General features: G+C 67.0%; 26 protein-coding genes. 18 read left to right on the top strand and 8 right to left on the bottom strand.

Annotated features, from left to right (window positions below; translation table 11 throughout):
• Positions 1–51 precede the first annotated feature (51 nt).
• The gene (locus tag AC07OZ_RS09815) at positions 52–804 is read left to right on the top strand and encodes a hypothetical protein (RefSeq protein ID WP_495466953.1); all 753 of its coding nucleotides are present in this window, start codon (positions 52–54) and stop codon (positions 802–804) included.
• Positions 805–894: 90 nt separating this feature from the next.
• Positions 895–1,425, top strand: coding sequence for a GFA family protein (locus AC07OZ_RS09810; protein WP_495466952.1), 531 nt, complete (start codon positions 895–897; stop codon positions 1,423–1,425).
• Here AC07OZ_RS09810 and AC07OZ_RS09805 read toward each other — a convergent pair.
• Positions 1,422–2,435: a hypothetical protein gene (locus AC07OZ_RS09805; protein WP_495466951.1), complete on the bottom strand. Its 1,014-nt coding sequence runs from the start codon at positions 2,433–2,435 to the stop codon at positions 1,422–1,424. The genes AC07OZ_RS09810 and AC07OZ_RS09805 overlap by 4 nt on opposite strands.
• Positions 2,436–2,588: 153 nt before the next feature.
• Between AC07OZ_RS09805 and AC07OZ_RS09800 the strand changes: the two genes are divergently transcribed.
• Entirely contained in the window at positions 2,589–4,181 is a 1,593-nt protein-coding gene (locus AC07OZ_RS09800; RefSeq protein WP_495466950.1) for a thioredoxin family protein, read from the top strand.
• A gap of 19 nt (positions 4,182–4,200) precedes the next feature.
• Here the strand turns inward: AC07OZ_RS09800 and gstA are convergent, their stop codons facing one another.
• Positions 4,201–4,809: a glutathione transferase GstA gene (gstA, locus tag AC07OZ_RS09795; protein ID WP_495466949.1), complete on the bottom strand. Its 609-nt coding sequence runs from the start codon at positions 4,807–4,809 to the stop codon at positions 4,201–4,203.
• Between the two features lie 73 nt (positions 4,810–4,882).
• On the opposite strand from gstA, the gene AC07OZ_RS09790 reads away from it, so the two are divergent.
• The 4 genes from AC07OZ_RS09790 to AC07OZ_RS09775 all read left to right on the top strand — a co-directional run bounded on the left by AC07OZ_RS09790 (position 4,883) and on the right by AC07OZ_RS09775 (position 8,966).
• Positions 4,883–5,362 carry a MaoC family dehydratase gene (locus AC07OZ_RS09790; protein ID WP_495466948.1) on the top strand — a complete coding sequence of 160 codons (480 nt, stop codon included), beginning with the start codon at positions 4,883–4,885 and terminating at the stop codon, positions 5,360–5,362.
• A 129-nt stretch (positions 5,363–5,491) separates the two neighbouring features.
• The gene (locus AC07OZ_RS09785) at positions 5,492–6,985 is read left to right on the top strand and encodes an alpha/beta hydrolase (RefSeq protein ID WP_495466947.1); all 1,494 of its coding nucleotides are present in this window, start codon (positions 5,492–5,494) and stop codon (positions 6,983–6,985) included.
• Complete coding sequence (locus tag AC07OZ_RS09780; protein WP_495466946.1) at positions 6,982–7,791, top strand: ABC transporter ATP-binding protein; 810 nt, start codon at positions 6,982–6,984, stop codon at positions 7,789–7,791. The genes AC07OZ_RS09785 and AC07OZ_RS09780 overlap by 4 nt, the downstream gene beginning before the upstream one ends.
• Positions 7,788–8,966, top strand: a complete 1,179-nt coding sequence (locus AC07OZ_RS09775; RefSeq protein WP_495466945.1) for an ABC transporter permease — start codon at positions 7,788–7,790, stop codon at positions 8,964–8,966. Before AC07OZ_RS09780 ends, AC07OZ_RS09775 begins: the two co-directional genes overlap by 4 nt.
• Before the next feature lie 22 nt (positions 8,967–8,988).
• Here the strand turns inward: AC07OZ_RS09775 and AC07OZ_RS09770 are convergent, their stop codons facing one another.
• Positions 8,989–9,360, bottom strand: coding sequence for a DUF4902 domain-containing protein (locus tag AC07OZ_RS09770; RefSeq protein ID WP_488657366.1), 372 nt, complete (start codon positions 9,358–9,360; stop codon positions 8,989–8,991).
• A 232-nt stretch (positions 9,361–9,592) separates the two neighbouring features.
• Between AC07OZ_RS09770 and AC07OZ_RS09765 the strand changes: the two genes are divergently transcribed.
• The 4 genes from AC07OZ_RS09765 to AC07OZ_RS09750 all read left to right on the top strand — a co-directional run bounded on the left by AC07OZ_RS09765 (position 9,593) and on the right by AC07OZ_RS09750 (position 14,076).
• Positions 9,593–10,306, top strand: coding sequence for a helix-turn-helix transcriptional regulator (locus AC07OZ_RS09765; protein ID WP_088408028.1), 714 nt, complete (start codon positions 9,593–9,595; stop codon positions 10,304–10,306).
• A gap of 125 nt (positions 10,307–10,431) precedes the next feature.
• Positions 10,432–10,617, top strand: a complete 186-nt coding sequence (locus tag AC07OZ_RS09760) for a hypothetical protein (protein ID WP_088408029.1) — start codon at positions 10,432–10,434, stop codon at positions 10,615–10,617.
• A gap of 53 nt (positions 10,618–10,670) precedes the next feature.
• The gene (locus tag AC07OZ_RS09755; RefSeq protein WP_495466944.1) at positions 10,671–11,915 is read left to right on the top strand and encodes an HlyD family secretion protein; all 1,245 of its coding nucleotides are present in this window, start codon (positions 10,671–10,673) and stop codon (positions 11,913–11,915) included.
• Positions 11,908–14,076 carry a peptidase domain-containing ABC transporter gene (locus AC07OZ_RS09750; RefSeq protein ID WP_495466943.1) on the top strand — a complete coding sequence of 723 codons (2,169 nt, stop codon included), beginning with the start codon at positions 11,908–11,910 and terminating at the stop codon, positions 14,074–14,076. The genes AC07OZ_RS09755 and AC07OZ_RS09750 overlap by 8 nt, the downstream gene beginning before the upstream one ends.
• Before the next feature lie 29 nt (positions 14,077–14,105).
• Here the strand turns inward: AC07OZ_RS09750 and AC07OZ_RS09745 are convergent, their stop codons facing one another.
• From AC07OZ_RS09745 to AC07OZ_RS09735, 3 genes are all read right to left on the bottom strand, one after another.
• The gene (locus AC07OZ_RS09745; protein ID WP_495466942.1) at positions 14,106–15,107 is read right to left on the bottom strand and encodes a Bug family tripartite tricarboxylate transporter substrate binding protein; all 1,002 of its coding nucleotides are present in this window, start codon (positions 15,105–15,107) and stop codon (positions 14,106–14,108) included.
• A 104-nt stretch (positions 15,108–15,211) separates the two neighbouring features.
• Complete coding sequence (locus tag AC07OZ_RS09740) at positions 15,212–15,793, bottom strand: DUF4124 domain-containing protein (protein ID WP_495466941.1); 582 nt, start codon at positions 15,791–15,793, stop codon at positions 15,212–15,214.
• Between the two features lie 87 nt (positions 15,794–15,880).
• Positions 15,881–16,138 carry a YkgJ family cysteine cluster protein gene (locus tag AC07OZ_RS09735; RefSeq protein ID WP_495466940.1) on the bottom strand — a complete coding sequence of 86 codons (258 nt, stop codon included), beginning with the start codon at positions 16,136–16,138 and terminating at the stop codon, positions 15,881–15,883.
• Here AC07OZ_RS09735 and AC07OZ_RS09730 point away from each other — a divergent pair.
• The 5 genes from AC07OZ_RS09730 (at position 16,080) to AC07OZ_RS09710 (ending at position 20,605) form a co-directional block, all read left to right on the top strand.
• Positions 16,080–16,211 carry a hypothetical protein gene (locus AC07OZ_RS09730; RefSeq protein WP_495467380.1) on the top strand — a complete coding sequence of 44 codons (132 nt, stop codon included), beginning with the start codon at positions 16,080–16,082 and terminating at the stop codon, positions 16,209–16,211. The genes AC07OZ_RS09735 and AC07OZ_RS09730 overlap by 59 nt on opposite strands.
• Before the next feature lie 137 nt (positions 16,212–16,348).
• The gene (mnmG, locus tag AC07OZ_RS09725; RefSeq protein WP_495467360.1) at positions 16,349–18,313 is read left to right on the top strand and encodes a tRNA uridine-5-carboxymethylaminomethyl(34) synthesis enzyme MnmG; all 1,965 of its coding nucleotides are present in this window, start codon (positions 16,349–16,351) and stop codon (positions 18,311–18,313) included.
• A 22-nt stretch (positions 18,314–18,335) separates the two neighbouring features.
• Positions 18,336–19,004 carry a 16S rRNA (guanine(527)-N(7))-methyltransferase RsmG gene (gene rsmG, locus AC07OZ_RS09720; RefSeq protein ID WP_495466939.1) on the top strand — a complete coding sequence of 223 codons (669 nt, stop codon included), beginning with the start codon at positions 18,336–18,338 and terminating at the stop codon, positions 19,002–19,004.
• Between the two features lie 38 nt (positions 19,005–19,042).
• Complete coding sequence (locus AC07OZ_RS09715) at positions 19,043–19,816, top strand: ParA family protein (protein ID WP_483108322.1); 774 nt, start codon at positions 19,043–19,045, stop codon at positions 19,814–19,816.
• Between the two features lie 3 nt (positions 19,817–19,819).
• Positions 19,820–20,605, top strand: a complete 786-nt coding sequence (locus tag AC07OZ_RS09710) for a GNAT family N-acetyltransferase (protein ID WP_495466938.1) — start codon at positions 19,820–19,822, stop codon at positions 20,603–20,605.
• Positions 20,606–20,609: 4 nt separating this feature from the next.
• Here AC07OZ_RS09710 and AC07OZ_RS09705 read toward each other — a convergent pair whose 3' ends face one another.
• Both AC07OZ_RS09705 and argC read right to left on the bottom strand, forming a co-directional pair.
• Positions 20,610–21,059: a GNAT family N-acetyltransferase gene (locus AC07OZ_RS09705; RefSeq protein ID WP_495466937.1), complete on the bottom strand. Its 450-nt coding sequence runs from the start codon at positions 21,057–21,059 to the stop codon at positions 20,610–20,612.
• Entirely contained in the window at positions 21,059–22,024 is a 966-nt protein-coding gene (gene argC, locus AC07OZ_RS09700; RefSeq protein WP_495466936.1) for an N-acetyl-gamma-glutamyl-phosphate reductase, read from the bottom strand. Before argC ends, AC07OZ_RS09705 begins: the two co-directional genes overlap by 1 nt.
• Before the next feature lie 68 nt (positions 22,025–22,092).
• Between argC and AC07OZ_RS09695 the strand changes: the two genes are divergently transcribed.
• Positions 22,093–22,683: an RBBP9/YdeN family alpha/beta hydrolase gene (locus tag AC07OZ_RS09695; protein ID WP_495466935.1), complete on the top strand. Its 591-nt coding sequence runs from the start codon at positions 22,093–22,095 to the stop codon at positions 22,681–22,683.
• Positions 22,684–22,754: 71 nt separating this feature from the next.
• Positions 22,755–23,663 carry a ParB/RepB/Spo0J family partition protein gene (locus tag AC07OZ_RS09690; RefSeq protein WP_331614092.1) on the top strand — a complete coding sequence of 303 codons (909 nt, stop codon included), beginning with the start codon at positions 22,755–22,757 and terminating at the stop codon, positions 23,661–23,663.
• Positions 23,664–23,690: the final 27 nt, after the last annotated feature.

The raw sequence follows: 23,690 nt of genomic DNA, 5'->3' as shown, positions 1-23,690 counted from the left end.
GATTCAACGCTGCTGACGCCCATCGTCCGACGCCTGCGGCAACATCGTGGGATGTCCACGACGTCACCCCGCCCGACCGTGATCCAGGTCCGCCGTCTGCGCCAGCTCTGGCGCTCGGCCGGCTGGCCGTGCCAGGACATGCTGGAGGTGGAACTGCTGGCACTGGGCTGGCTCGAGCGCCGGATCGACGCACAGGGCCGCGAGACCTTGCGGCTGACCGCGCCCGGCATCGAGGTGCTGCATCTCGGGCTCCAGAAGAACCGCACCGCGCGCGATCGCCACGAGGATCTGGTCGCCCGCATGGCCGTCGAGTTGCAACGCGCGGGGCGCGTCGTGTGGCGCGGGCTGTCGCTGCGCGCCGGTCTGCCGCGCGAGGACGACCCCGAGCGGATGCGATGGGTCAATGCGATGCCGGACGTCTATTCGGTGCGCAACACCACCGTCGAGGACTACCTCGAACCCGCGGTGCACGAGATCAAGGTCAGCCGGGCCGACCTGCTGTCGGAGCTCCGCCGTCCCGCCAAGTCGCAGGCCTACCTCGCGCTCAGCGGACAGTGCTGGTACGTGCTGCGCGCCGGCATCGCGGAGGTGGAGGAGATTCCGCCGGCCTTCGGCGTGCTGTTCGCGCACGACCTGAGCGGCGGCGAAGGCTTCCGTTTCGAGCTCGGCCGGCCCGCGCCGCGCCGCGCGATGAAGCCGGACTTCGCGACCTGGATGACGCTCGCCAAGGCCGCACCGGAGACGCCACCGCTCGACGAAGGTCAGGATCTGCTCGGCGAGGTCCGACGCCCGGACGGCGGGTGACCTCCGTCGTCCCAGGTTCCTGCAGCTCCACGTCGGCAATGGCCGTTTTCGGACCGCTATCCTGCGCGCTCGCATCACCAGGGAGACCCCATGACCGACACGCAGGACACGTTCGAAGGCGGCTGCGACTGCCGCCAGATCCGCTACCGCATGACCAGCCGTCCGCTGATCGTCCACTGCTGCCATTGCCGCTGGTGCCAGCGCGCAAGTGGCGCGGCCTTCGCGCTCAACGCGATGATCGAGGCCGACCGCGTCGAGCTGCTGGCCGGCGAACCGGTGCCGTTCATGAACCCGAGCGAAAGCGGCAAGGGCCAGAAGATCTGGCGTTGCCCGAGCTGCGCGATCGCCGTCTGGAGCAACTACGCCGGCGGTGGCGATGCCGTGCGCTTCGTGCGTGTCGGCACGCTCGACGAGCCGGACCGCCTGCCGCCGGACATCCACATCTTCACCGCCTCCAAGCAGCCCTGGGTCCCCTTGCCGCCCGATACGCCGGCCGTGCCGGAGTACTACGACGTCCGGGTGCAGTGGTCCCCGGAAAGCCTCGAACGCGGCGCGATCCTGCGGGCGAAACGTCCGTCGGGAACGGGGAGCGCCGCCACGACTCAGGATCCTCCGGGCTAGGCCCGACCGGCGTCGGGCGGGCCCAGGAGGCGACGGAGAAAGCGTACCGCCCGATGGTCCTTCGGCCAATGTCCCGTCAAGGCGCGGGCGAGCAGCCACACGGCAAGCGCTTCCCGGGTGGGTGCCTCGGCTTCACCCCGCCCACGTTCTTCCTGATGGAGCGCGCGCAGGAACTGATCCTCACGGCCGCGCGGCGACGCGACCGTTTCCAGCATGTGCGCCACCGCGAGCCAGATCGCGGAGACCTCGTCGCGTCCCGGCTGTTCGAGCAGCACCTGCCTTTCGATCTCCAGGGCCGCCCATTGCCGGGCATTGCCGGCGACAAGGATCCGCCCGCGCGCTTCATCGAGCGACACCTGCGGCCCATGCGGGGTGATCTTCCCGATCGACGTGGTCGGCGCGGTCCCCACCGCAAGGTGCGCTGCCGGGACAGGAGTGAAGCGGACGTCGCGAAGCAGATCCTGCGCTCGCTTCGGCAGCGTTGACCTGAACTTCAGGAGCGCGTTGAACTCGTCGCCCATGGCGGTCGAGCGGCTGGACGTCGCCATGGCCGTCGCTCCGGGAACGACGCCATCGCGCGCCGGCTCGCTGTCCGCCGCACTCGGGAGCGACTGTGCGTAGCCGGCAGCCGGATCGTGCTTCAAGGCATCGGCATCGCGCCGGACGTCGTGCAACCATGCCCGGATCGATGCAATTTCTCCAGGATCCGGGCGGTCCTTGTTCAGCTCCGCCTGGGCCTTCTTGGCCCGCGAGGCGTGATGGCACCAGGGCTCGCCCTGGTTGCGGTACAGGGCTTCGAGCATCACGAGCCAGACCCACGCCCGCAGTTCGACCAGTGTGCACCGATCGAAATCTTTCGAACAACGATGCCAGTACGAGTCGAACGGCCGACTGGGTCCGGACAGAGCCTCACGGGAGTGGGCGAGCTCGGGCGACAAACCCGCCTCGGGCGCCGGCTCGACATCGAGCTGCGATGCTGGCGGCGGAGTGGGCAAGGAGACAGGAATCATGGTGGGCACCGGGCGCCTTGCGCCCGGAAAAGGAGAACGGGCTTCTAGTGCCAAGCAAGGTTAGAAGCGTCCCGCATATCGGGTTCGGCGGCGCAGCGCCACAATGCCTGCTTTCCTCGATACCGACCGGCTCACGAGGCCGCGATCACCGCCATGACTTTCCACACTTCGATGGCCCGTCGTCTCCGCTCGGCGGCACGTCTGAGCGCCCTCGCCGCCGCGTTGTCCACGGTCGGCGCACTGCCGGCCCTGTTGCCCACGGCGATGGCCGCCAGCGCGTCGGCTTCGGTGTCGTGGCAGGAAGCCTCCGGCGATGCGGACATCGAGCGTGCCTTCACGCAGGCCCGTGGCGAAAAGAAGCCGGTGCTGCTGTATTGGGGCGCGAAGTGGTGCCCGCCGTGCAATCAGCTCAAGGCCACGCTGTTCAATCGCGCCGACTTCATCGAGCAGTCGCGTGCCTTCGTCGCGGTCCACATCGACGGAGACAACCCCGGCGCCCAACGCCTGGGCGCGCGCTTCAAGGTGCGCGGCTACCCGACGATGATCCTGTTCAGCAACGATGGCCAGGAACTCACCCGCCTGCCGGGCGAGGTCGATGCGCCCCAGGTGCTGCGCGTGCTGCAGCTGGGCCTCGCCGGCGGTCGTCCGGTGAAGACCGTGCTGGCGGACGCGCAGGCCGGCAAGAAGATCTCCGCCAACGAATGGAAGCTGCTCGGCTTCTATTCCTGGGAAACCGATGAACAGCAGCTGGTGCCCGCCGCGCAGCGGCCGGCGTTGCTGGCGAAGCTGGCCGCCGCGAGTCAGGGCGTCGACGAGGAGACGACCACCCGCCTGTGGCTCAAGGCGCTGGCCGCCACCGAAGGCGGCGGTTCGCTGAAGGCCGACACCGCCCTGCGCGCCCGTGTCGAGCAGGTGCTGGCCGATCCTGCCGCCGCCCGCGCGCAGATGGATGTGCTGAGCAACAACGGCGACGACATCGTCCGCGCGCTCGCTCCCACGGCTGGCGTCGACCGGCAGGCGCTGGTCGCGAAGTTCGATGCAACGCTGAAACGCTTCGAGGCCGATGCCTCGTTGTCCCGCGCCGACCGGCTGCAGTCGCTGCTGGCTCGCGTCGAGCTGGCTCGCCTCGATCAGAAGAAGGACGAACTCGCGCCCAAGCTGCCCGCCCCGCTGCTGGCGGAGGCCAAGGCGCATGCCGCCAAGGTCGACAAGGAGGTCACCGACGGCTACGAGCGCCAGGCGGTGATCACGTCGGCGGCCTACCTGCTCGGACGCGCCGGCCTGTGGAGCGACAGCGACGCGCTGCTGAAGTCCAGCATCGCCAAGAGCCACAGCCCGTACTACCTGATGAGTTCGCTCGGCAGCAACGCCCGCAAGCAGGGCAAGAAGGACGAGGCACTGCGCTGGTACGAGGAGGCCTTCAACAAGAGCGAAGGCCCCGCCACCCGCCTGCAATGGGGCTCGAACTACCTGAGCGCGCTGGTTGAACTGGCGCCGCAGGATTCGGCCCGCATCGAGAAGGCCGCGGCGCAGCTGCTGGCCGAAGCCGAGAAGGACAAGGGCGCCTTTTACGAGCGCAGCGCGCGCTCGCTGCAGAAGGTCGGCAGCCAGTTGGTCGCATGGAACGCGAGCGGGCAGCACGACGCCTCCCTCTCCCGTCTGCGCACTCAGCTGGACGGTGTATGCGCCAAGCAGGATGCCGGCGACAAGGGCGCCTGCGAGTCGCTGTTGAAGAAGAAGGGCTGAGGCCCCTCTCCTTCCCGTCTTACTTCACCAGGCCTTCGGCCTTCATCGCTTCCTGGACCGCCGGCCGCGCCGCGACGCGGCTGCGGTAGGCGACCAGGTCCGGGTAGCCGGCGAGGTCGACGCCGACGTGCTGGCCCCAGTTCGAGACGGTGAACAGGTAGGCGTCGGCCACCGAGAACTGGTCGCCCATCAGGAACTGCTTGCCGGCCAGTTGCCCGTCGACCCACTTGAAGCGCTCATGCAGCTTGGTCCGGAAGACGCCCTTGGCATCGTCGGAGATCGCCGGGTTGAACAGCGGGCTGAAAGTCTTGTGCAGCTCGGTGGTGATGAAGTTGAGCCACTCCTGCAGCCGGTAGCGGGCCATCGTGCCGTTGGCCGGCGCGAGCTGCTTGTCCGGCGCCTGGTCCGCGATGTACTGGATGATCGCCGGACCTTCGGTCAGCCGCTGACCGTCGTCCAGTTCCAGCAGCGGCACGTAACCCTTCGGATTGATGCCGTAGTAGTCGGTGCCGTCCTGCAACTTGTGGGTCTTCGTGCTGGCCATCACCGGCTCGAAGGCCAGGCCGGCCTCGCGCAGGACGATGTGGGGCGACAACGAGCAGGCGCCGGGGCTGTAGTAGAGCTTCATGGGGGGTCTCCTTCAGACCCGTGGATCGTACTCGTACAGTCTGCCGGTCGACACCTCTCCAAGGGCTTCATCCATGAGCACCGCTTCCTCCGCCAAGACCTACGCGTTCGAAGACTTCACCGTCGGCCAGGTACGCGAGTTCGGCTCGCGCCTGGTCGACCGCGAGGAAGGCCTGGCCTTCGCCGCGGCCTACGACCCGCAGCCACTGCACCTGGACGAAGCCGCCGCCGACGCTTCGGTGCTGGGCGGGCTGTCGATCAGCGGCTGGCAGACCTGCGCGCTCGTCATGCGCATGATGTGCGACGCCTACCTGCTGGACTCCACCAGCCAGGGCTCGCCCGGCATCGACAACCTGCGCTGGCTCAAGCCGGTGCGTCCTGGCGACACGCTGCGCGTGCGCATGTCCGTGCTGGAGACCAAGGCCAGCCGCAGCCGTCCGCAGATCGGCCTGGTGCGTTCGGCCTGGGAAGTCTTCAACCAGAAGGACGAGCAGGTCATGAGCATGGAAGGTTGGGGCATGTTCGGCCGCAGGGAAAGCGGAGCGGCAGGCTGACCGAAGGCACCCTGCCGTGCGCCTCCCGCTCGCCATAATCGCCGGGCACCATGGAGGAGCGAGTTGATGACGATGCGTCCCGGGGCAAGCCCTGTCCCCCGAGCCTGGCCGATCCGCGGCCGGACACTGATGACGACGGCCGCCGTGTTCGCCGCGCTGGCCGGCGGCGCGGCCCGGGCCGCGGCGGAAACCCCCGCGGGCCCGCTGCAGCCATGCCGCGTGGAGGGTGTTGCCACCGAGGTCCTGTGCGGCAGCGTCCAGCGCCCGCTCGATCCCGCCCGACCGGACGGCGTCCGCATCGATATCCGCTATGTCGTCGTGCCCGCGCTGGCGCGCAACAAGCTCCCGGACCCGGTGCTGCTGCTCGCCGGCGGTCCCGGCCAGAGCGCCATCGCCCTGACGGCCACGGTCATGCCGCGGCTGTCCCGGTTGAACTACCGCCGCGACCTGGTGTTCATCGACCAGCGCGGCACGGGACGCTCGGCGCCGCTGGCCTGCCCGGACAACAGCGCCCGCAGCCTCGATGAGCTGTTGAAGCCCGGCGCCAAGATCCGGTTGCTGGAACAGTGTCGCGATGCGCTGAAGCAGCTGCCCTATGGCGACCTGCGCTTCTTCACGACGACGATCGCGATGCAGGACATGGACGCGGTGCGCTCGGCGTTGGGTGTCGAACGCTGGAACCTGGTCGGCGCGTCCTACGGCACGCGTGCGGCGCTGGAGTACCAGCGGCAGTTCCCCGATCGCGTGCGCCGCAGCGTCATCGACGGCGTCGCGCCGCCGGACATGGTGCTGCCAGTCACGTTCTCGCAGGATTCGCAGCGCGCGCTGGACGCGGTGTTCACCGCATGCGCGGCCGATGCGGCCTGCGCCGTGCGCTTCCCCGGTCTGCAATCCGAATGGCAGACGCTGCTCAAGAGCCTGCCGCGCAAGGTGTCGTTCACACATCCACTGACCGGTCGGCCGGAGGAGGCCACGCTGACGCGTGAAGGCCTGCTCGGCCTTGTCCGGCCGCCGCTGTATGCACCCAGCATTGCCGCCGCACTGCCCGCCGCGCTGCACGAGGCGTCGCTGGGACGCTTCGACGCGTTGGCCGGTCTGGCGGGTCAGTTGGGTGGCGGCTCGCGCGGGATGAGGATCTTCGAAGGCATGCATTTCTCCGTCGTCTGCGCCGAGGATGCCCCGCGCATCGCCACCTCGACCGAAACGCCGGCGTCCGACTTCGGCACGCTGGATCGCGATCTCTATGCCCGTGTCTGCGGCGCCTGGCCACGCGGCGAGGTGCCGTCGGCGTTCTACACGATCCCGACGGCGAAGACCCCCGTCCTGCTCACCAGCGGCGGCAACGATCCCGCCACGCCGGAACGGCACGGGCAACGCGTGAAGGTGGCGCTCGGTGACCAGGCGCGCCATGTCGTCGTCGGCGCCGCCGGCCACGGTGTCGCGTTGACGCTGCCTTGCATGCGCGACGTGCTGTTCCGCTTCATCGACGCTCCGCGCGATGCCGACGCACTGCAGGTCGACGCGAGTTGCGCCAAGGGCGTGCCCCGTCCGCCCGCATTCCTGCCCCCCACGCCGGCCGCCATCGCGGCTGCCGCCTCTGCCGCCCGGGAGTCCGATCGATGATCCGCCTGCATGCGCTCCACAAGAGCTTCCAGACGCGTGGCGGCGGTTCGCTGGCGTCGATGTTCGTCAAGAAGGGTCAGGCCCGCACGGTGGTGGCCGTCGAGCACCTGAACCTGGACGCCCCCAACGGTCGCATCACCGGGCTGCTCGGCCCCAACGGCGCGGGCAAGACGACCTCGCTGCGGATGCTCGCGGGCCTGTTCCCGCCCGACCAGGGCAGCATCGAGGTCGACGGCCTCGACGTGCTCCAGCAGCCGCGTGCGGCGCTGGCTCGGATGGGCATCCTCGGCGACGCGCACGGGCTGTACCCGCGACTCACGGCGCGCGAGAACATCGTCTACTTCGCACGGTTGCAGGACATGCCGATGGACCAGGCTCAGGCGCGCGCCGAGTCGCTGGCCGAGCTGCTGGACCTGCGCGCGATCCTCGATCGCCGCGCTGAAGGCTTCAGCCAGGGCGAACGGATGAAGACCGCACTGGCCCGCGCGCTCGTCCATGACCCGGCCAACATCGTGCTGGACGAGCCCACCAATGGGCTGGATGTCGTCGCCACCCGCGCGCTGCGCGAGGTCCTGCGCCACCTCCGCTCGCCAGAGGGCGGCGGCAAGTGCATCGTCTTCTCCAGCCACATCATGCAGGAGGTGGAACAGCTCTGCGACCAGGTGGTGGTGATGTCCCACGGGCGCTCGGTGGCCACGGGCACCGTGGACGGGCTGCTGGCGCAGACCGGCCGCCAACGCTTCGAGGACGCCTTCGTCGACCTCGCCTTCCCCGAAGCCGCGCTCGCGCGCCAGGAGTCCGCATGAACGGTCCGTTCTTCAAAGCCTTCCGGACGGTCTTCGCCAAGGAGATCCTCGATGCGCTCCGCGACCGCCGCACGCTGCTGCGCCTGCTGATCCCGTCGGTGCTGATGGGTCCGTTGATGCTGACACTGATGTCGGGACTGGCCGCCTCGCTGCAGGAGCGCGCCGAGCAGCGCGAGGTGCTCGTCGCCGGCATCGAGCACGCGCCGACCTTGCGCAACTACATCGAGCGTCAGACCTACACGATCAAGCCGGCGCCGGTCGACTACGAGGCGCGATTGCGCGATTCGAAGCTCACCGATCCGGTGCTCGTCGTGCCGGCGGACTTCGAGACGCTGCTCGCCGGCGGCGAGCCGGCGACGGTGGAGATCGTCAGCGACAGCGCCAATCAGCGCGCCGAGGCCGGTGTCGGCTCGCTGGGCCGCTTGCTGCAAGGCTTCAGCAGCGAACGCGCGACGCTGACCCTCGCGATGCGCGGCATCGGCGCGCAGCAACTTCGCCCGATCGACGTCCAGGAACGCGACCTCGCGAGCATGCAGGCGCGCTCCACGCGGCTCACGCAGATGCTGCCGATGTTCATCATGATGGCGGTGCTCTACGGCGCGCTCACCGCGGCGCTCGACAGCACCGCCGGCGAGCGCGAGCGCGGCTCGCTCGAGCCGCTGCTGGTCAACCCGGCGCCGCATTCAGCGATCGTCGCGGGCAAGTGGGCCGCGGTGCTGATGGCGGGGCTGCTGGTCGCGGTCCTGTCGAACCTCAGCTTCCTGCCGGGCCAATGGCTGATGCGCAGCGATGCGCTCGCCGCGATGTTCCAGTTCGGCTGGGGCGAGGCGCTGCGTTTCCTGCTCCTGCAGATCCCGCTGGGCGCGGGCCTGTCCGCAGTGCTGATGGCGCTGGCGATCCGCACCAAGACTTTCAAGGAGGCGCAGGCCAGCACGACGCTGGTGATCACCGCCATCGCGCTGACGCCGATGGTGGCCATCGTCAATCCGGGGGGAGAGGCATCCTGGCACCTGTGGGTGCCGGGGCTCGGTCAGAACCAGCTCATGATGCAGGTGCTCAAGGGCGAGCCGCTGACCTTTGCGAAGGTGATGCCGACGGTGATCGTCGGTGCCGCGCTCACGTTCGGCGGGCTGACGCTGGTGGCCCGCTCGATGCGCGCGGCGGTGGCGCGATGAGCGGGCGGCGCTGGAGCACTACTCAGTGGCGCGTGGCAAGCGCCAGCTGGACCTGCTCCTGCCACGGCAGCATGTGGACGATGCCGTTGAGCTGGATCGCCGATTCGATCGGCGCGAGCACCTCGCCCTCGCCGTTCAGGAACTGCATGTTGGTCACGAGCGCCATCGGATCGACCATCGAGACAACCCCGTAAGGCATGCGCACCCAGTCCCACGCCACGCCGGCTGCACCGAACTCGGATTCGCCGCTCCACAGGGTTTGCCCCATGGCCGGGTGATCCTCGTCTCCCGTCACCAACACGCGCGTGCTCAAATGCGCGAACTGTAAGCGGGGCAAACGCTGGACATCACACAATATTCGTGGCCACGCGTACACAATCCAAGCTGGTGTCATTGTCAGAATTGTTTGGTTTGGCTATTGCGGATCGGCGGTTGCTGCTTCTCCCCTTGACCAGAAGTGTGGTCACGAAGCGGTCGACTCGCCAGCTGTAAACCCTGTCAGGGGCGTGAATGCGTCACGTGACCTATGCGGCCCATGCGGGTGCGTGGCGGATCACAGACAGGCGAGCAGGTCCGACACAGCGACCGAAGAGGCCCACTAGGCCGGCCACGGGCCGGAGCGATCAATGCTGCAAGGCGGTTATCAATCAGTCCTGGAAGCGCGCTCACGCGAAGAGTTCCGCAGTGAGGTGATCCGCTTCGCGCATAAGCTGGACTTCCAGACGGTGTCAGCCATCACGGTGGTCGATCACACGCTGGCCGAGACCGAGTTCATCACCATCGACAACTGTCCCGTCGGCTACGCCGAAGTGATGCATGCGCCCGAGTTCGGCCGCCGCGATCCGGTGATGCAGCATTGCAAGCGCAACAGCATGCCGATCGTCTGGGATCGTCAGACCTATGCCCGTCACGGCGCGAGCGACATCTGGGAATCGCAGGCGCAATTCGGCTACAGCACCGGCATCTGCCTGGCGCTGCATCTGCCCGAAGGGCGGCACTTCGTGCTTGGCGTCGATCGCGATCAGCCACTGCCCAGCGACTCGGGCCAGTTGACGCGCATGGTTGCAGATCTCCAGCTGTTCGCCGTGCACGCGGTGGACACCGCGCTGCGCGTGCTGTTGCCGGAAGAGAAGGTCACCGAGTCGCCGCGGCTAACGCCGCGCGAACTTGAGTGCCTGCATTGGACGATGGAAGGCAAGACCGCCTGGGAAGTCGGCGCCATCCTCAGCATCACCGAGCGCACGGCCGTGCTGCACATCAACAATGCAATGCACAAGCTGGCTTGCTCCAACAAGCATCAGGCGGTGCTCAAGGCCCTGCGGCTGGGCCTGATTCGCTGATGCTGCCTTTGGCGCCAGCTTGTAAACACTGTAAGAGCTGACAGTTATGCGGGCGTCCGCACGCTGCTTCAATCCGTTCCGTGCTCAACACATTCCTGGGCACGTCACCGAATCTGGAGCCTCTCATGCAAGCCCAACCGCAAAACGTCGCCGTCAACACGCAAGTCGAAGAAGGTCTGGTCGAGTTGGACCTGCAGTCCTTGGTGCATGTCGGCGGCGGCGCTCCGAAGGGCACCTGGCTGGTGGGGCAGACTGTCCTTGTCGACGTGTCTGCCGCGGAAGTCGAACCCGCGCCGAAGGGCACTTGGTAAACCGTCCATGCGTCGCGAGCCGTCAGGTTCGCAACAAGGCGTAGCAAATCGTGGTGGCGCTGTTCCGCGCCGAGGCGCAGGCCTCGCAACAGCAGGCCTGGCTGGGTTCGGTGCAATTGCATCGACCGACCACGTTGAAGTGGCTGAGCATTCTGGCGCTGGGCGGCGTGGTGGCCGTCGGGGTCTTCCTGTTCAGTACCGAATACACCCGCAAGGCCCGAGTCAATGGTCTGCTGGTGCCCGAGCGAGGTGTGATGCGGCTGAGCGTGCCGCAGAGCGCCACCGTCATGGCACGGCCCGTCCAGGATGGGCAACAGGTCCGCGAAGGCGACGTGCTGTTCGTGCTCTCGCTCGACAGTGCCAATCCGACCGGCGACGGCTTGTCGCGGACCTTGAAGGATCGCGAGGAATCGCTGGGTGCCGCGCAGGCACAGCAGCGGGAACTCGCGCAGAGCCAGGCGACATCGCTGAAAGCGCGAATCGCTACGCTCGCATCCACACTGCAGCAGGCTGACGCCGAGCTGCAGCTGCATGCCCAGCGCGAAGCGCTGGCGCAGCAGAGCCTGGGGCGGCTTGAATCGCTGGCGAAAGACCAGTTCGTTTCGAGCGCCCAGGTCCAGACCAAGCGGGAGGAGTTGCTTGGCTTGCAGGCCCAACGGCAGGCGCTGGCGCGAGAGCGCGAGAACCTGCAGCGGGAGGCGTTGGGCTTGCAAGCTGAGCTTCATTCGATTCCGTTGAAGGCCCAGGTCCAGCAAGGGGAACTCGCACGCGACATCGCCGCGCTGCAGGCGCAAGGCGTCGAAAATGAGGCGCGCCGCCGGCTGGTACTGCGCGCGCCCAGTGACGGTCAGATGAGCACCGTGCTCGCCGAGCCTGGCCAGGTCGTCCAGGCCGGGACGCAACTCGCCGCCCTGCTCCCCGCGCACATGCCCCTGCAGGCCCACCTCTACGCGCCATCCAGCGCGGTCGGCTTCCTGCGGCCTCATCAGGCGGTACTGCTGCGCTACCAAGCCTTTCCGTACCAGAAATTCGGCCAGCAGCAGGGCGAGGTTCTGCAAGTCTCGCGTACACCGCTGCAGGCTGCAGAACTCGCGCAGCTCGGCCTGCCCGCAGCGATGGCGCAAGGCGAACCGATGTACCGCATCACTGTGCAACTGCAACGCCAGTCCGTCGAAGCCTATGGGCAGGACCAGACGTTGAGCCCCGGCATGTTGCTTGAAGCCGATGTACTGCTGGAACGGCGCCGTTTGATCGAATGGATCTTCGAACCGCTTTTGAGCCTCGTCCGCCGTGTCTGATGCTCCCTCTTCTGGCACCCCAGTCGCTGGCGCCACATCCAGCGGCGTCCTGTCGCGGCTGAACCTCGGTTGGCGCCGCCACCGTCCCGCCATCCTGCAGACCGAGGCTGCGGAGTGCGGCCTCGCGTGCCTCGCCATGGTCGCTGGCGCGCATGGTCAGCGCTGGACGCTGGGCGAGTTGCGCGACCGCTTCGCGGTCTCCCTCAAGGGCCTGACGATGGCGGACCTGGTGCGCATGGGCGCGCAACTCGGGTTGACCGCCCGCGCCCTGCGCGCCGAACCTCACACGCTGCACAAGCTCCAAACGCCCTGCATCCTGCACTGGGACTTCAATCACTTCGTCGTGCTGGAACGCGTCGACGGCGATCGTGTCCTGGTGCTCGATCCGGCGCATGGTGAGCGCCGATTGACGCTGGCTGAGGTGTCCAAGCATTTCACCGGCGTCGCGCTTGAATTGCGACCGGGCATGGACTTCGCGCGCAAGGCGCCGGCACCCGCGCCGAAGTGGCGCCAGTTGCTTGGCCACGTGACCGGCCTCAAGCGCTCGATCGCTCAAGTCCTGGCACTCGCGTTGGGACTGGAACTGCTCGGCCTGCTGGCTCCCTTCCTGCTGCAATGGACGGTCGACGGCGTGATCGTCAGCGCCGACCGCGACCTGCTCGTGACGCTGGGCATCGGCTTTGCGCTGTTGGTGCTGCTGCAGGTGGGCGTTGGGCTGCTGCGCTCGTGGGCGGTGATGATCCTGTCAGCATCGCTGAATCTGCAGTGGCTCTCCAACGTGTTTTCGCACCTGCTGCGGCTACCGCTCGTCTGGTTCGAGAAACGGCACCTCGGCGACATCTGGTCGCGCTTCTCCAGCGTGCAGGAAATCCAGAAGACACTCACGGGCAGTTTTATCGAAGCCGTCCTCGACGGTCTGATGGTGCTGCTGACGCTGGCGATGATGGTGCTTTACAGCGGCCGACTGACGGCCGTGGCGTTGGCCTCGGTGGCCGGCTACGCGCTGCTGCGTTGGGCCTGCTTCCGCCCGCTGCGCGACGCGCAGGAAGAAGCGCTGACCCATGAAGCTCGCCAGAACACCCATTTCCTTGAGTCACTGCGCGGCGCACAGGCGATCAAGCTTTTCAACGCGCAGGCCGACCGCAGCGCGCGCTTCGCCAACCTGGTCGTCGAGCAGATGAACGCGTCGCTGACCGGCCGCAAGTTCGAGCTTGGCATGACGCAGGGCAACAAGCTGCTGTTCGGTCTGGAGCGCGTGGTGATCGTCGCGATGGGTGCGATGCTGGTGCTGGACAATGCGCTGTCGGTGGGGATGCTCTTTGCCTTCCTCGCCTACAAGGATCAGTTCAGCCAGCGCATCGCCGGGCTGATCGACAAGCTGGTCGCATTGAAGATGCTGCGGCTCCAGGGTGAGCGGCTGGCCGACATCGTGTTGACCGCCCCCGAGGCGGAGTTCGAAGCACCTGGCCGCACGGTGCCGCCCGACGCGGCGCTGGAGCTCGACGGCCTGCGTTTCCGCTACGCCGATGGCGAGCCGGAAGTCATCGCCGGCTGCTCGCTACGCATAGAACCCGGCGAGTCGGTGGCGATCGTCGGCCCCTCGGGCTGCGGCAAGACGACGTTGATGAAACTGATGTTGGGCATCCATGCGCCGCAGCATGGCGAGATTCGGATCGGCGGCGTGGCGCTTGCGCAGTTGGGCGCGAATGCCTGGCGTGAGCGTATCGGCACGGTCATGCAGGACGACCAGCTTTTCGCCGGCAGCATTGCCGACAACATCAGTTTCTTCGACCTCGATGTCGATCCGGACTGGGTGCGCGAGTGCGCGCGGCTTGCCTGCGTGCTCGAGGACATCGAGGCCATGCCGATGCGACTGCAGACACTGATCGGCGACATGGGATCGAGCCTGTCCGGCGGGCAGCGGCAGCGCATCCTGCTGGCGCGCGCGCTGTACAAGCGACCGCGCTTCCTGTTCCTGGACGAGGCCACCAGCGCGCTCGACGTGGAACGGGAGCGACTCGTAAATGCAAGCCTGCGCCAGCTATCGCTGACGCGGATCGTCATCGCGCATCGCCCCGAGACCATCGCGGCGGCGCAGCGCGTGGTCAGCCTCCAGGGGGGGCGCGTCGTGCAGGATCTGCGTTCGGTCCAGCACCGCTGAGCCTCCCCCTCAGGCGCCGCGACTTTCGATCAATCGGGCTTGATCTTCGCGCGAGCCACGACCTGCTTCCATCGCTGCTGCTCCTGCGCGATGAACGCAGTGAATTGTGCTGGCGTGTTGCCGACAGCCTCGGCCGCATCATGGCTCAGACGCTCACGGGCCGAAGCGGAGCGGATCGCTTTCACCGATTCAACGGCCAGTTTGTCGGCGTTGGCCTGCGCCAGGTTGGCCGGCGCGCACAGGCCGTACCACTGGGTCATCTCGAAGCCGGGGTAGCCCTGCTCCGCGATCGTCGGCACATCGGGCAGCTGCGGCAGCCGCTCCTTGGAGCCCGTCGCGATGCAGCGCAACTTGCCCGCCTTGATGAACTGCATGATGGCCGGAGCGCCGACCGAGGCCGCCTCGAGGCGGCCCGCCAGCAGATCCGTCAACTGCGGGCCGGTGCCACGGTACGGCACATGCAGGATGAAGAGGTCGGCGACCATCTTCAGGTACTCCATCGCCAGATGCCCCGCGCTGCCGTTGCCGGCCGAGCCGTAGCTGAACTTGCCAGGGTTCTTGCGCACGAGGGCGACCCACTCCTTCAGATTGCGCGCCGGCACGTCAGGATGGACAACGTAGAGGCTGGGCACCTTGGCCAGCAGCGTGATGGGCTTGAAGTCGCGGTTGGGGTCGTAGGGCAGCTTGTCGTAGATGTAGGGATTCACCGCCAGCGTGCCGATGTGGCCGAGGATCAGCGTGTGCTGATCTTCCGCGCGTGCGACCTCACCCATCGCGATGTTGCCGCCACCGCCAGGCTTGTTGTCGACGTAGACCGACTGTCCGAGCGTCTTGCTGAGTTCAGCGGCAGTGGCGCGGGCGACGATCTCGCTGCTGCCACCCGGCGCGAAGGGCACGACGAAACGCACATTGCGCGAGGGCCAGGTCGATTGCGCGAATGCGGGGAGCGCCGTGCCGAGGGCGGCGCCCGCGGCGCCAAGTGCAACGGACTGCTGCAGGAAACGGCGGCGGTCCTCGTCGGTGGGGGTCATGCGGGGTCTCCGATGTGATCTTCTGGAAGCTCCGACTCTACGCGGGGTGCGCTGTCAGCGTCCTTTCAGCTCCCTACGGAGGGCGGCGGCCGCCCCGCGGTTTCTCAGCTGCGGATGTCGTTCTTCTTGGGCAGCAAGGTCTTCGCAGGGGCCGACGCGGCGGTGGCGGTTGCCTCGGCGAGCATTTCCTTGATGGCGAGTGTGTCGATGGCGGCCGAGCGTGCGGCGACGCCGCTGCGGTCGAAGTAGAGGCGGTACTTTTGGCGGAAATCGAAGTCTTCACTCAGGTCGCGCAGCGTGTCGACCTGCGGCTTGAGTTGAGCCTCCGCCTGTTCCGCGAGGCGCTTGCAGGTGTCGCTCCGATCCTTGCCGGCCAGGGACAGGTGGTTGCGGCAGTCCCGGGCCTTGAGCGCAATGGCCTCCACTTCAGCGGTCGCCCGGGAGGCACGATGCACGCGCTGATCGGTCACGCGCGCAAGACTCGGCAGCGGAGGCATTCTCGGGTCTGAAGTCTGCCGCGAGGGAGAGGGCGTCACCTTGACGTCGATTTCCTTGGACTCCGCCTCCCGCGGGCAAGGCGCGTCCTGGAACGAGACCGTGCCATCCTTATTCGTGCACTTGTTGATCGCCCATGCACCGTCGATCGGCGCGAGGAGCAACGGCAGCCACAGCGCCCACTGCTTCATTCGGAACTCCCTCTCTCTGTTTGGGGCGAAAGGATACGGCACCGCCGGCCCCCTGCCTCTCCCCGGAGAGAGGGATCGACGAGGACCTCAGGCGGGTCGGGTCTCTTCCTCCATCCATCCGAGCCAGCGCATCGCCTGCTCTCGGGAGTTGCCGCACATGTCTTCCGACGGAGGCAGCGAACCGCACACGGCGGGCCGCTCCGGCTGGCCAAAGATCTTGCAACGCAGCGCGTCATCGAGCTGGACGCAGCGCACCCCGGCCGGCTTGCCGTTGGGCATGCCGGGGATGGGACTGCTGATCGACGGCGCGATGCAGCAGGCGGCGCAGGAAGGGCGGCAATTCATGGGAAGCACATTGTCGCTGTCCACGCATGAACGCCGACAACAAGGTCCGTCGGGCATGCCCATGAGGCAGTGACTTATCCACAGCCCCGCGTAAAATCACGGCCTTCCCTCATCTGAACGCCAGCCGGCTGCCCATCGCCTGATTCCGCGCCTTGCGCGCGTCGCGATGGCCTCGATCCCTTGATCGCCGATTCCGCTGGACGCCTTGCCATGCTTTATCCGAAAGAGTTCGACGTGATCGTGGTCGGTGGCGGCCATGCCGGCACCGAGGCCGCGCTGGCTGCCGCCCGCATGGGCGTCAGCACGCTGCTGCTGACCCACAACATCGAGACGCTGGGGCAGATGAGTTGCAATCCGTCGATCGGCGGCATCGGCAAGGGCCACCTGGTCAAGGAAGTCGATGCGCTCGGTGGCGCGATGGCCGCGGCGACCGATGAAGGCGGCATCCAGTTCCGCATCCTCAACGGTTCCAAAGGCCCGGCCGTCCGCGCCACGCGCGCTCAGGCTGACCGCATCCTCTACAAGGCGGCCATCCGCCACCGGCTGGAGAACCAGCCCAACCTGATGCTGTTCCAGCAGGCTGTCGACGACCTGATGGTCGAGGGCGATCGCGTGGTCGGTGCGGTCACGCAATCGGGCCTGCGCTTCCGCGCCCGCGCGGTCGTGCTGACCGCCGGTACTTTCCTCGACGGGAAGATCCACATCGGTCTTGAGAACTACGCTGCCGGTCGCGCTGGCGATCCGCCGGCAGTGTCGCTGTCGGGCCGCCTCAAGGAGCTCAAGCTGCCGCAAGGTCGTCTGAAGACTGGCACCCCGCCGCGTCTGGACGGGCGCACCATCGACTTCTCCCAATGCGCGGAGCAGCCCGGCGACCTGGACCCGGTGCCCGTGTTCAGCTTCATGGGGAACGCCGCGCAACATCCACGGCAGCTCCCCTGCTGGATCACGCATACCAACGAACGCACGCACGAGATCATCCGTTCCGGCTTCGATCGCAGTCCGATGTTCACCGGCGTGATCGAGGGCGTCGGCCCGCGCTATTGCCCCTCCATCGAGGACAAGGTCAACCGCTTCGCCGACAAGAACTCACATCAGATCTTCCTGGAGCCCGAGGGGCTGACGACGCACGAGTTCTATCCGAACGGCATCTCGACTTCCCTGCCCTTCGACATCCAGCTTGCGGCCGTCCAGTCGATCCCTGGCCTGGAGAACGTGCACATCCTGCGCCCCGGCTATGCGATCGAGTACGACTACTTCGATCCCCGCGAGTTGAAGTCCAGCTTCGAAACGCGCGCCATCGGAGGCCTGTTCTTCGCGGGCCAGATCAACGGCACGACCGGCTATGAAGAGGCGGCGGCGCAGGGGCTGTTCGCCGGTTTGAACGCTGCGCTCCAGGTTCAGGGCAAGGACGCTTGGCTCCCGAGCCGCGACCAAGCCTATCTGGGCGTGCTGGTCGACGACCTGATCACCAAGGGCGTCACCGAGCCGTATCGCATGTTCACGAGCCGCGCCGAGTTCCGACTGCAGCTTCGTGAAGACAACGCCGACATGCGCCTCACCGAAGCAGGCCGCCAATTGGGGTTGGTCGACGATGCGCGCTGGGACGCTTTCAACCGGAAGCGCGACGCTGTTTCACGTGAAACAGAGAAGCTGAAGTCGACCTGGGTCAATCCGAACACCCTGCCGGCGGCCGATGCCGAGCGGCTCGTGGGCAAGGCCCTCGAACGCGAGTACAACCTGATCGACCTGCTGCGTCGCCCCGGTGTCACGTTCGACACCATCTCCGAAGTCGCTTCCATTGCACGCCCTGAGGTAGGAGTCACTCGCACATCTCTCGCTGAGACGCTCGGGGCCGAGCTGGCCGCCGCCGTGATCGAACAGCTGGAAGTCGGCGTCAAGTACGCCGGCTACATCAGCAAGCAGCAGGAGGATGTGGCCCGCGCATCGAACTACGAGCACCTCAAGCTGCCCGAAGATCTCGACTACGGTCTCGTCACCGCCCTGTCTTTCGAGGCCCGCCAGAAGCTCGGCAAGCATCGTCCGGAAACGCTCGGCCAAGCGTCGCGGATCTCCGGCATCACGCCCGCAGCGATCTCTCTGCTGCTGATCCATCTGCGCAAGGGCCGCTTCAAGGGCTTCACCGAACAAGCCGCGATCAACTCGAACGCTGCCTGACACCACCCTTCCCCGCTTATCGATGACCGACCTCGACCTCCGCTCCCGTCTCGCCGCCGCGGCCGAAACGCTTCAACTCGGCCTCACGGATGAGCAGCTTGACCGGCTGATCGCTTACCTCAGCCTGCTGTCGAAATGGAACAAGGTCTACAACCTGACGGCTGTCCGCGACCCGCAGGCCATGCTGACCCAACACCTGGTGGACAGTCTCAGCTTGATTCCGCCGTTGCAACGTCATGCGACCGGGCGATCGCTCCGGTTGATGGACGTTGGTAGCGGCGGCGGGTTGCCCGGCGTCGTCATCGCCATCTGCGATCCGACCATCGACGTCACCTGCGTGGACACCGTCGGCAAGAAGGCCTTCTTCATCGCCCAGGTTGCTGCAGAGATCGGACTACCCAACCTTCACGCGGAACATTCGCGGGTTGAGCAATTGAAGACAGCACCCTTTGACGTCATCACTTCGCGGGCTTTCGCCTCCCTGGCTGACTTCACCGCATGGACCCGGATGCATTTGAAGCCGGACGCCGTGTGGGCGGCCATGAAGGGCCAGCACCCTGCCGAAGAGATTCACGAACTTGCCCAGCGCGCGCCTGATCTGTCCGTGTTTCACGTGGAACAGCTGGATGTTCCAGGTCTCGACGCGCAACGTTGCCTGCTGTGGATCCGTCCGACCACCGTCATCGGTTAAGCTCCGCCCCTCTCCAGAGCCCTGCCCTCCGACCATTCATGGCCAAGATCTTTTGTGTTGCAAACCAAAAAGGCGGCGTCGGAAAGACGACCACCACCGTGAATCTGGCCGCCGGTCTGGCCAAGGTTGGACAGCGGGTATTGGTGGTCGATCTCGACCCTCAAGGTAACGCCACCATGGGTTCGGGCATCGACAAGCGGGCGCTGTCGCTGACGGTGTATGACGTACTGCTGGAGTCCGCCACCATCGCCGAGGCGAGGCAGCGCAGCGAGAAGGCGGGCTACGACGTGCTGGGGGCAAACCGCGAGTTGGCTGGCGCCGAGGTGGAGCTCGTGGAACTCGACCGTCGCGAACAACGTCTGAAAACGGCATTGGCTGCCTCGGCACAGGATTACGACTTCATCCTGATCGACTGCCCGCCGTCGCTGTCCATGCTCACCCTGAACGGACTGTGCTCAGCGCACGGGGTGGTCGTTCCGATGCAGTGCGAGTACTTCGCCCTGGAAGGGCTGACCGACCTGGTCAACACGATCAAGCAGATCCACGCGAACCTGAATCCGGACCTGCAGATCATCGGCCTGCTGCGCGTCATGTTTGATCCGCGCATCACCCTGCAGCAGCAGGTCAGCGAGCAGCTGAAGGCGCACTTCGGCGAGAAGGTCTTCGACACCGTCATCCCACGCAACGTCCGGCTCGCAGAAGCGCCCAGCTACGGCCTGCCGGGCGTCGTGTTCGACGGCGGCTCCAAGGGGGCTCACGCCTTCATCGATTTCGCCAAGGAAATGGTGACCCGCGTCGGCGCCATGCGCTGAACGATGTCTCCCGAGCTGGACGCCCTCGCCCGCCGCGCGGAACTGGCCGGTCTCAACGCGGCGTCCGCGCCACGTGAAGCACAAGTCGAGGGCTGGCTGCTGAGGTTGTCGCCGGGCAAGGCCAAGCGCTCGCGATGCGTGAACGCGCTGGCCGGCGGCACCCTCCCCCTGGACGAGCTGTTGCGCCGCTGCCGCGTCAGCTTCGAGCAGGCGGGGCTGCCGCTGATCCTTCGACTCACCCCGTTCAGCCAACCGGCTGACCTGGACGATCAACTCGCCGCCCAGGGATGGACCCGCTTCGATCCCGCCGACGTGATGGTGCTGCCTTCGCTGGACGCATTCGTTGACGCGAGCGGCTTGAAATCCCTGTCGCCGGTCGAGTACGCCGCCCTGATCGGCGCGCTGCGCGGTTCCAGCGTCGAGGAGATCGGGGGCCACGCCCGCCGACTCGAGCTGGCCAGCGTTCCCCATCAGGCGTTCAAGATGGAGCGGGACGGCGTGCTGCTCGCCTGTGGTCAGGTGGCCATCGATCCGGGTCCAGAGGGAACGCCCACAAGCGGCATGGCGGGGCTGTTCGACATCTTCACGCCAGAGGACCAGCGCGGCCGCGGACATGGCTACCGGCTCTGCGCTGCCTTGTTGACCGAAGCGCGCCGCCAGGGCGCTCTCACTGCGTATCTGCAGGTCGGTGCTGACAATGAGGCGGCACAGCGCCTGTACGCCCGTCTAGGCTTCTTGCAGGCCTACCGCTACCACTACCGCAGCGACGACCCACGCGCCTGGGCGTAAGCGCCTAGGCGCGCGCCTGCCAGACCTTCAGCAGCGTATGGCGGGTGAAGCCCGGCACGAAGTCGTGCACATGGCTGATGCAGGCGTAGCCGAGGTGCTCGTACATCTCGGCAGTCTCGTCCAGCAGCGTCTCGATCAGCGCGTCGACACAACCGCGCTTCAATGCCATCGCCTCGAGCTGGCGCAAGCAATCACCGCCGAGCCCCTGTCTGCGAAGGTCTGCATCAACCCACAGGTAGTTGACGTAGAGGCGCTGGAACTCGGTGCGACCGGAGGCTCCGGCGATCAGCTCACCGCCCTCGTACAACGCCACCGCGATGTCTTCTGCATCGCTACCCTGCGTCTGCTGGCGCCCGTAACGGATGACCCCTTCACGAAGGGCGTCAAGGTCGCGCGGGGAGACAGCGCCATCCCGGCGCCATTCCCGACTTCCGACCTGCGTCGATGCCGACATCAGATGTCGTTGACGTCCGGACCGGTCAAACCCAGCGATTCGTCCACGCCCAGGTGCACGTTCATGCTCTGCACCGCGGCGCCGCTGGCGCCCTTGCCCAGGTTGTCCAGGCGGGCCATCACGAGAATCTGCTGCTCGCTGCCGAAGACGAACAGGTCGACGTTGTTCGTGTCGTTGCAAGCCTGCACATCGAAGAAACCCACGGCCAAGGTGTCCGCGTCGCGCAGTGGTTTCACGTGGATGAAGCGCTCGCCTTCGTAATGCGCCGCCAGGGCATCGCGGACCTGCTGTGGCGTGGTACCGGCGCGCAGCTGGCTCAGGTGCAGCGGCACCGTGACCGCCAGGCCCTTGTAGAAGTTCGAGACGATGGGCATGAACACCGGCGCCGTCTTCAGGCCAGTGTGGGCCATCATTTCCGGCAGATGCTTGTGGGCCAGACCCAGCGCGTAGGGACGCGGCGCGATCAGCTTCGGATTCCCGCCCGCCTCGTACTCCGCGATCATCGACTTGCCGCCACCCGAGTAGCCGGTGATCGAGGTCGCCGTCACCAGCGCGTCGGCCAGCAGGAGGCCGGCATCGACCAGCGGACGCACCGCCAGGATGAAGGCGCTGGCGTGGCAGCCAGGGTTGGCGATGCGCTTCGAATCGCGGATCGCGGCACGCTGGCCCTTGGCCAGTTCCGGCAGACCGAAGGCCCAGCCCGGCGCGGTGCGGTGCGCGGTGCTGGCATCGATCAGGCAGGTCTTGGGGTTCGTGATCATGGCGGCCGCCTCGCGCGACGCGGCGTCCGGCAGGCACAGGAAGGCGACGTCGGCGGCATTCAGCAGACGGGCGCGCTCGGCGGCATCCTTGCGCTTGTCGGCGTCGATGCGCAGCACCTCGATGTCGGCGCGCTGCGCCAGATATTCATTGATGCGCAGGCCGGTCGTGCCTTCCTGCCCGTCGACATACACCGCGTACTTCATCGCCGCTCCTGCAAAATCTGCTGCCTCCGGGACCCTCCCGAAGAAAGCGCGAAGCATAAGGCCAACCGATGTCAACACACGCCATTCCGCCGAATGACCTGGACCTCTCCCCGATCACGCGGCCCGTCTATCTGCTGCCGGGGTGGCTGAACTCCGACCCGGACCATTGGCAGAGCGAATGGCAACGGCGTCACGGCGACACCCGGGTCGAGCAGAACGACTGGGAATGGCCGCGCCGCGGGGACTGGATGGCTCGACTCGACGAAGTCCTGCAGCAGGACGGCCGCCTGGGTGATCAGCCGGCTCTGCTGGTGGCGCACAGCCTCGGCTGTCAGCTGGTGGCGGCCTGGGCGGAACACTCCTCCCACACGCGTCTGGTCGCTGGCGCGCTGCTGGTCGCGCCTCCCGACACCGAGCGCGAGGAGATGCCACCGCAGCTGCACAACTGGCGGCCGATCCGCCGTCCACGCCTGCCCTTTCCTGCCATCGTCGTCGCATCGAACAACGACCCTTTCTGCGCCCTCGAACGCGCCGCCGGCATGGCGGCGGATTGGGGCGCGGAGTTCGTCCTGGCGGGCCCGCTGGGGCATCTCAACGCGGAATCCGGGCTCGGCGCCTGGCCCGAAGGCCGCGGGATGCTGAAGCGCCTGGCCGGCTGAATCGGGCCAAGCGGGCAACACCCCACATCGGGCTGCCGGCCCTCCCCCGGAATCACGGAGAATCGCGCCCCATGGCGACAAAGAAACCCAAGGGCCTGGGCATGGGCCTCGAGGCCCTGCTCGGACCCAAAGTGAGCGACGCACCGGCGGTGCGCGAAGGCGAACCCGGCGTACTTCCCCTGGCACAGATGCAGGCCGGCAAGTACCAGCCGCGCACCCGCATGGACGAAGGCTCGCTCTACGAGCTGGCCGAAAGCATCAAGGCGCAAGGGATCATGCAACCGATCCTGGTGCGACCGATCGCACCGAACGGCGCGGTCCGCTACGAGATCATTGCCGGTGAACGGCGCTTCCGCGCCGCGAAGCTGGCCGGGCTGGCCGAGGTGCCGGTGCTGGTCAAGCCGGTGCCGGACGAGGCCGCCGCCGCGATGGCGCTGATCGAGAACATCCAGCGTGAGGACCTCAACGCGCTGGAAGAGGCACAGGGCCTGAAGCGGCTGGTCGACGAATTCGGCCTGACCCACGACCAGGCGGCGCAGGCGGTGGGCCGCTCGCGCAGCGCGGCGTCCAACCTGCTGCGCTTGTTGAACCTGGCCGAGCCGGTCCAGAACATGCTGATGGCCGGCGACATCGACATGGGCCACGCACGCGCGCTGCTGGCGCTGGACGGTGCGCATCAGATCACCAGCGCCACCGAGATCGCCGCGAAGAAGCTCAGCGTGCGCGAGGCCGAAAAGCTCGTCCAACGCCAGCAGGGCGGCGGTCGCCAGGCTCCGCTGTTGCGCGTGAAGGCGAACAAGAGCCGGGACGTGCTCAGACTCGAGGAAGAACTCTCCGATCTGCTGACGGCGCAGGTGGAAATCCGCGTCAAGAAGAAGACCAAACGCGGCGAGCAAGGCGAAGTCGCGATCAGCTTCGGATCGCTCGACGAGTTGAACGGCTTGCTGCAAAAGCTGCGTCCGGCGGGCGCGGACGAGTAAGCCCTCACGGGCCTCCGGCAGGCCCGT

Source organism: Roseateles sp. GW821-FHT09G03, from assembly GCF_059416045.1.
This window is presented reverse-complemented; position numbering and strand designations above follow the sequence as displayed.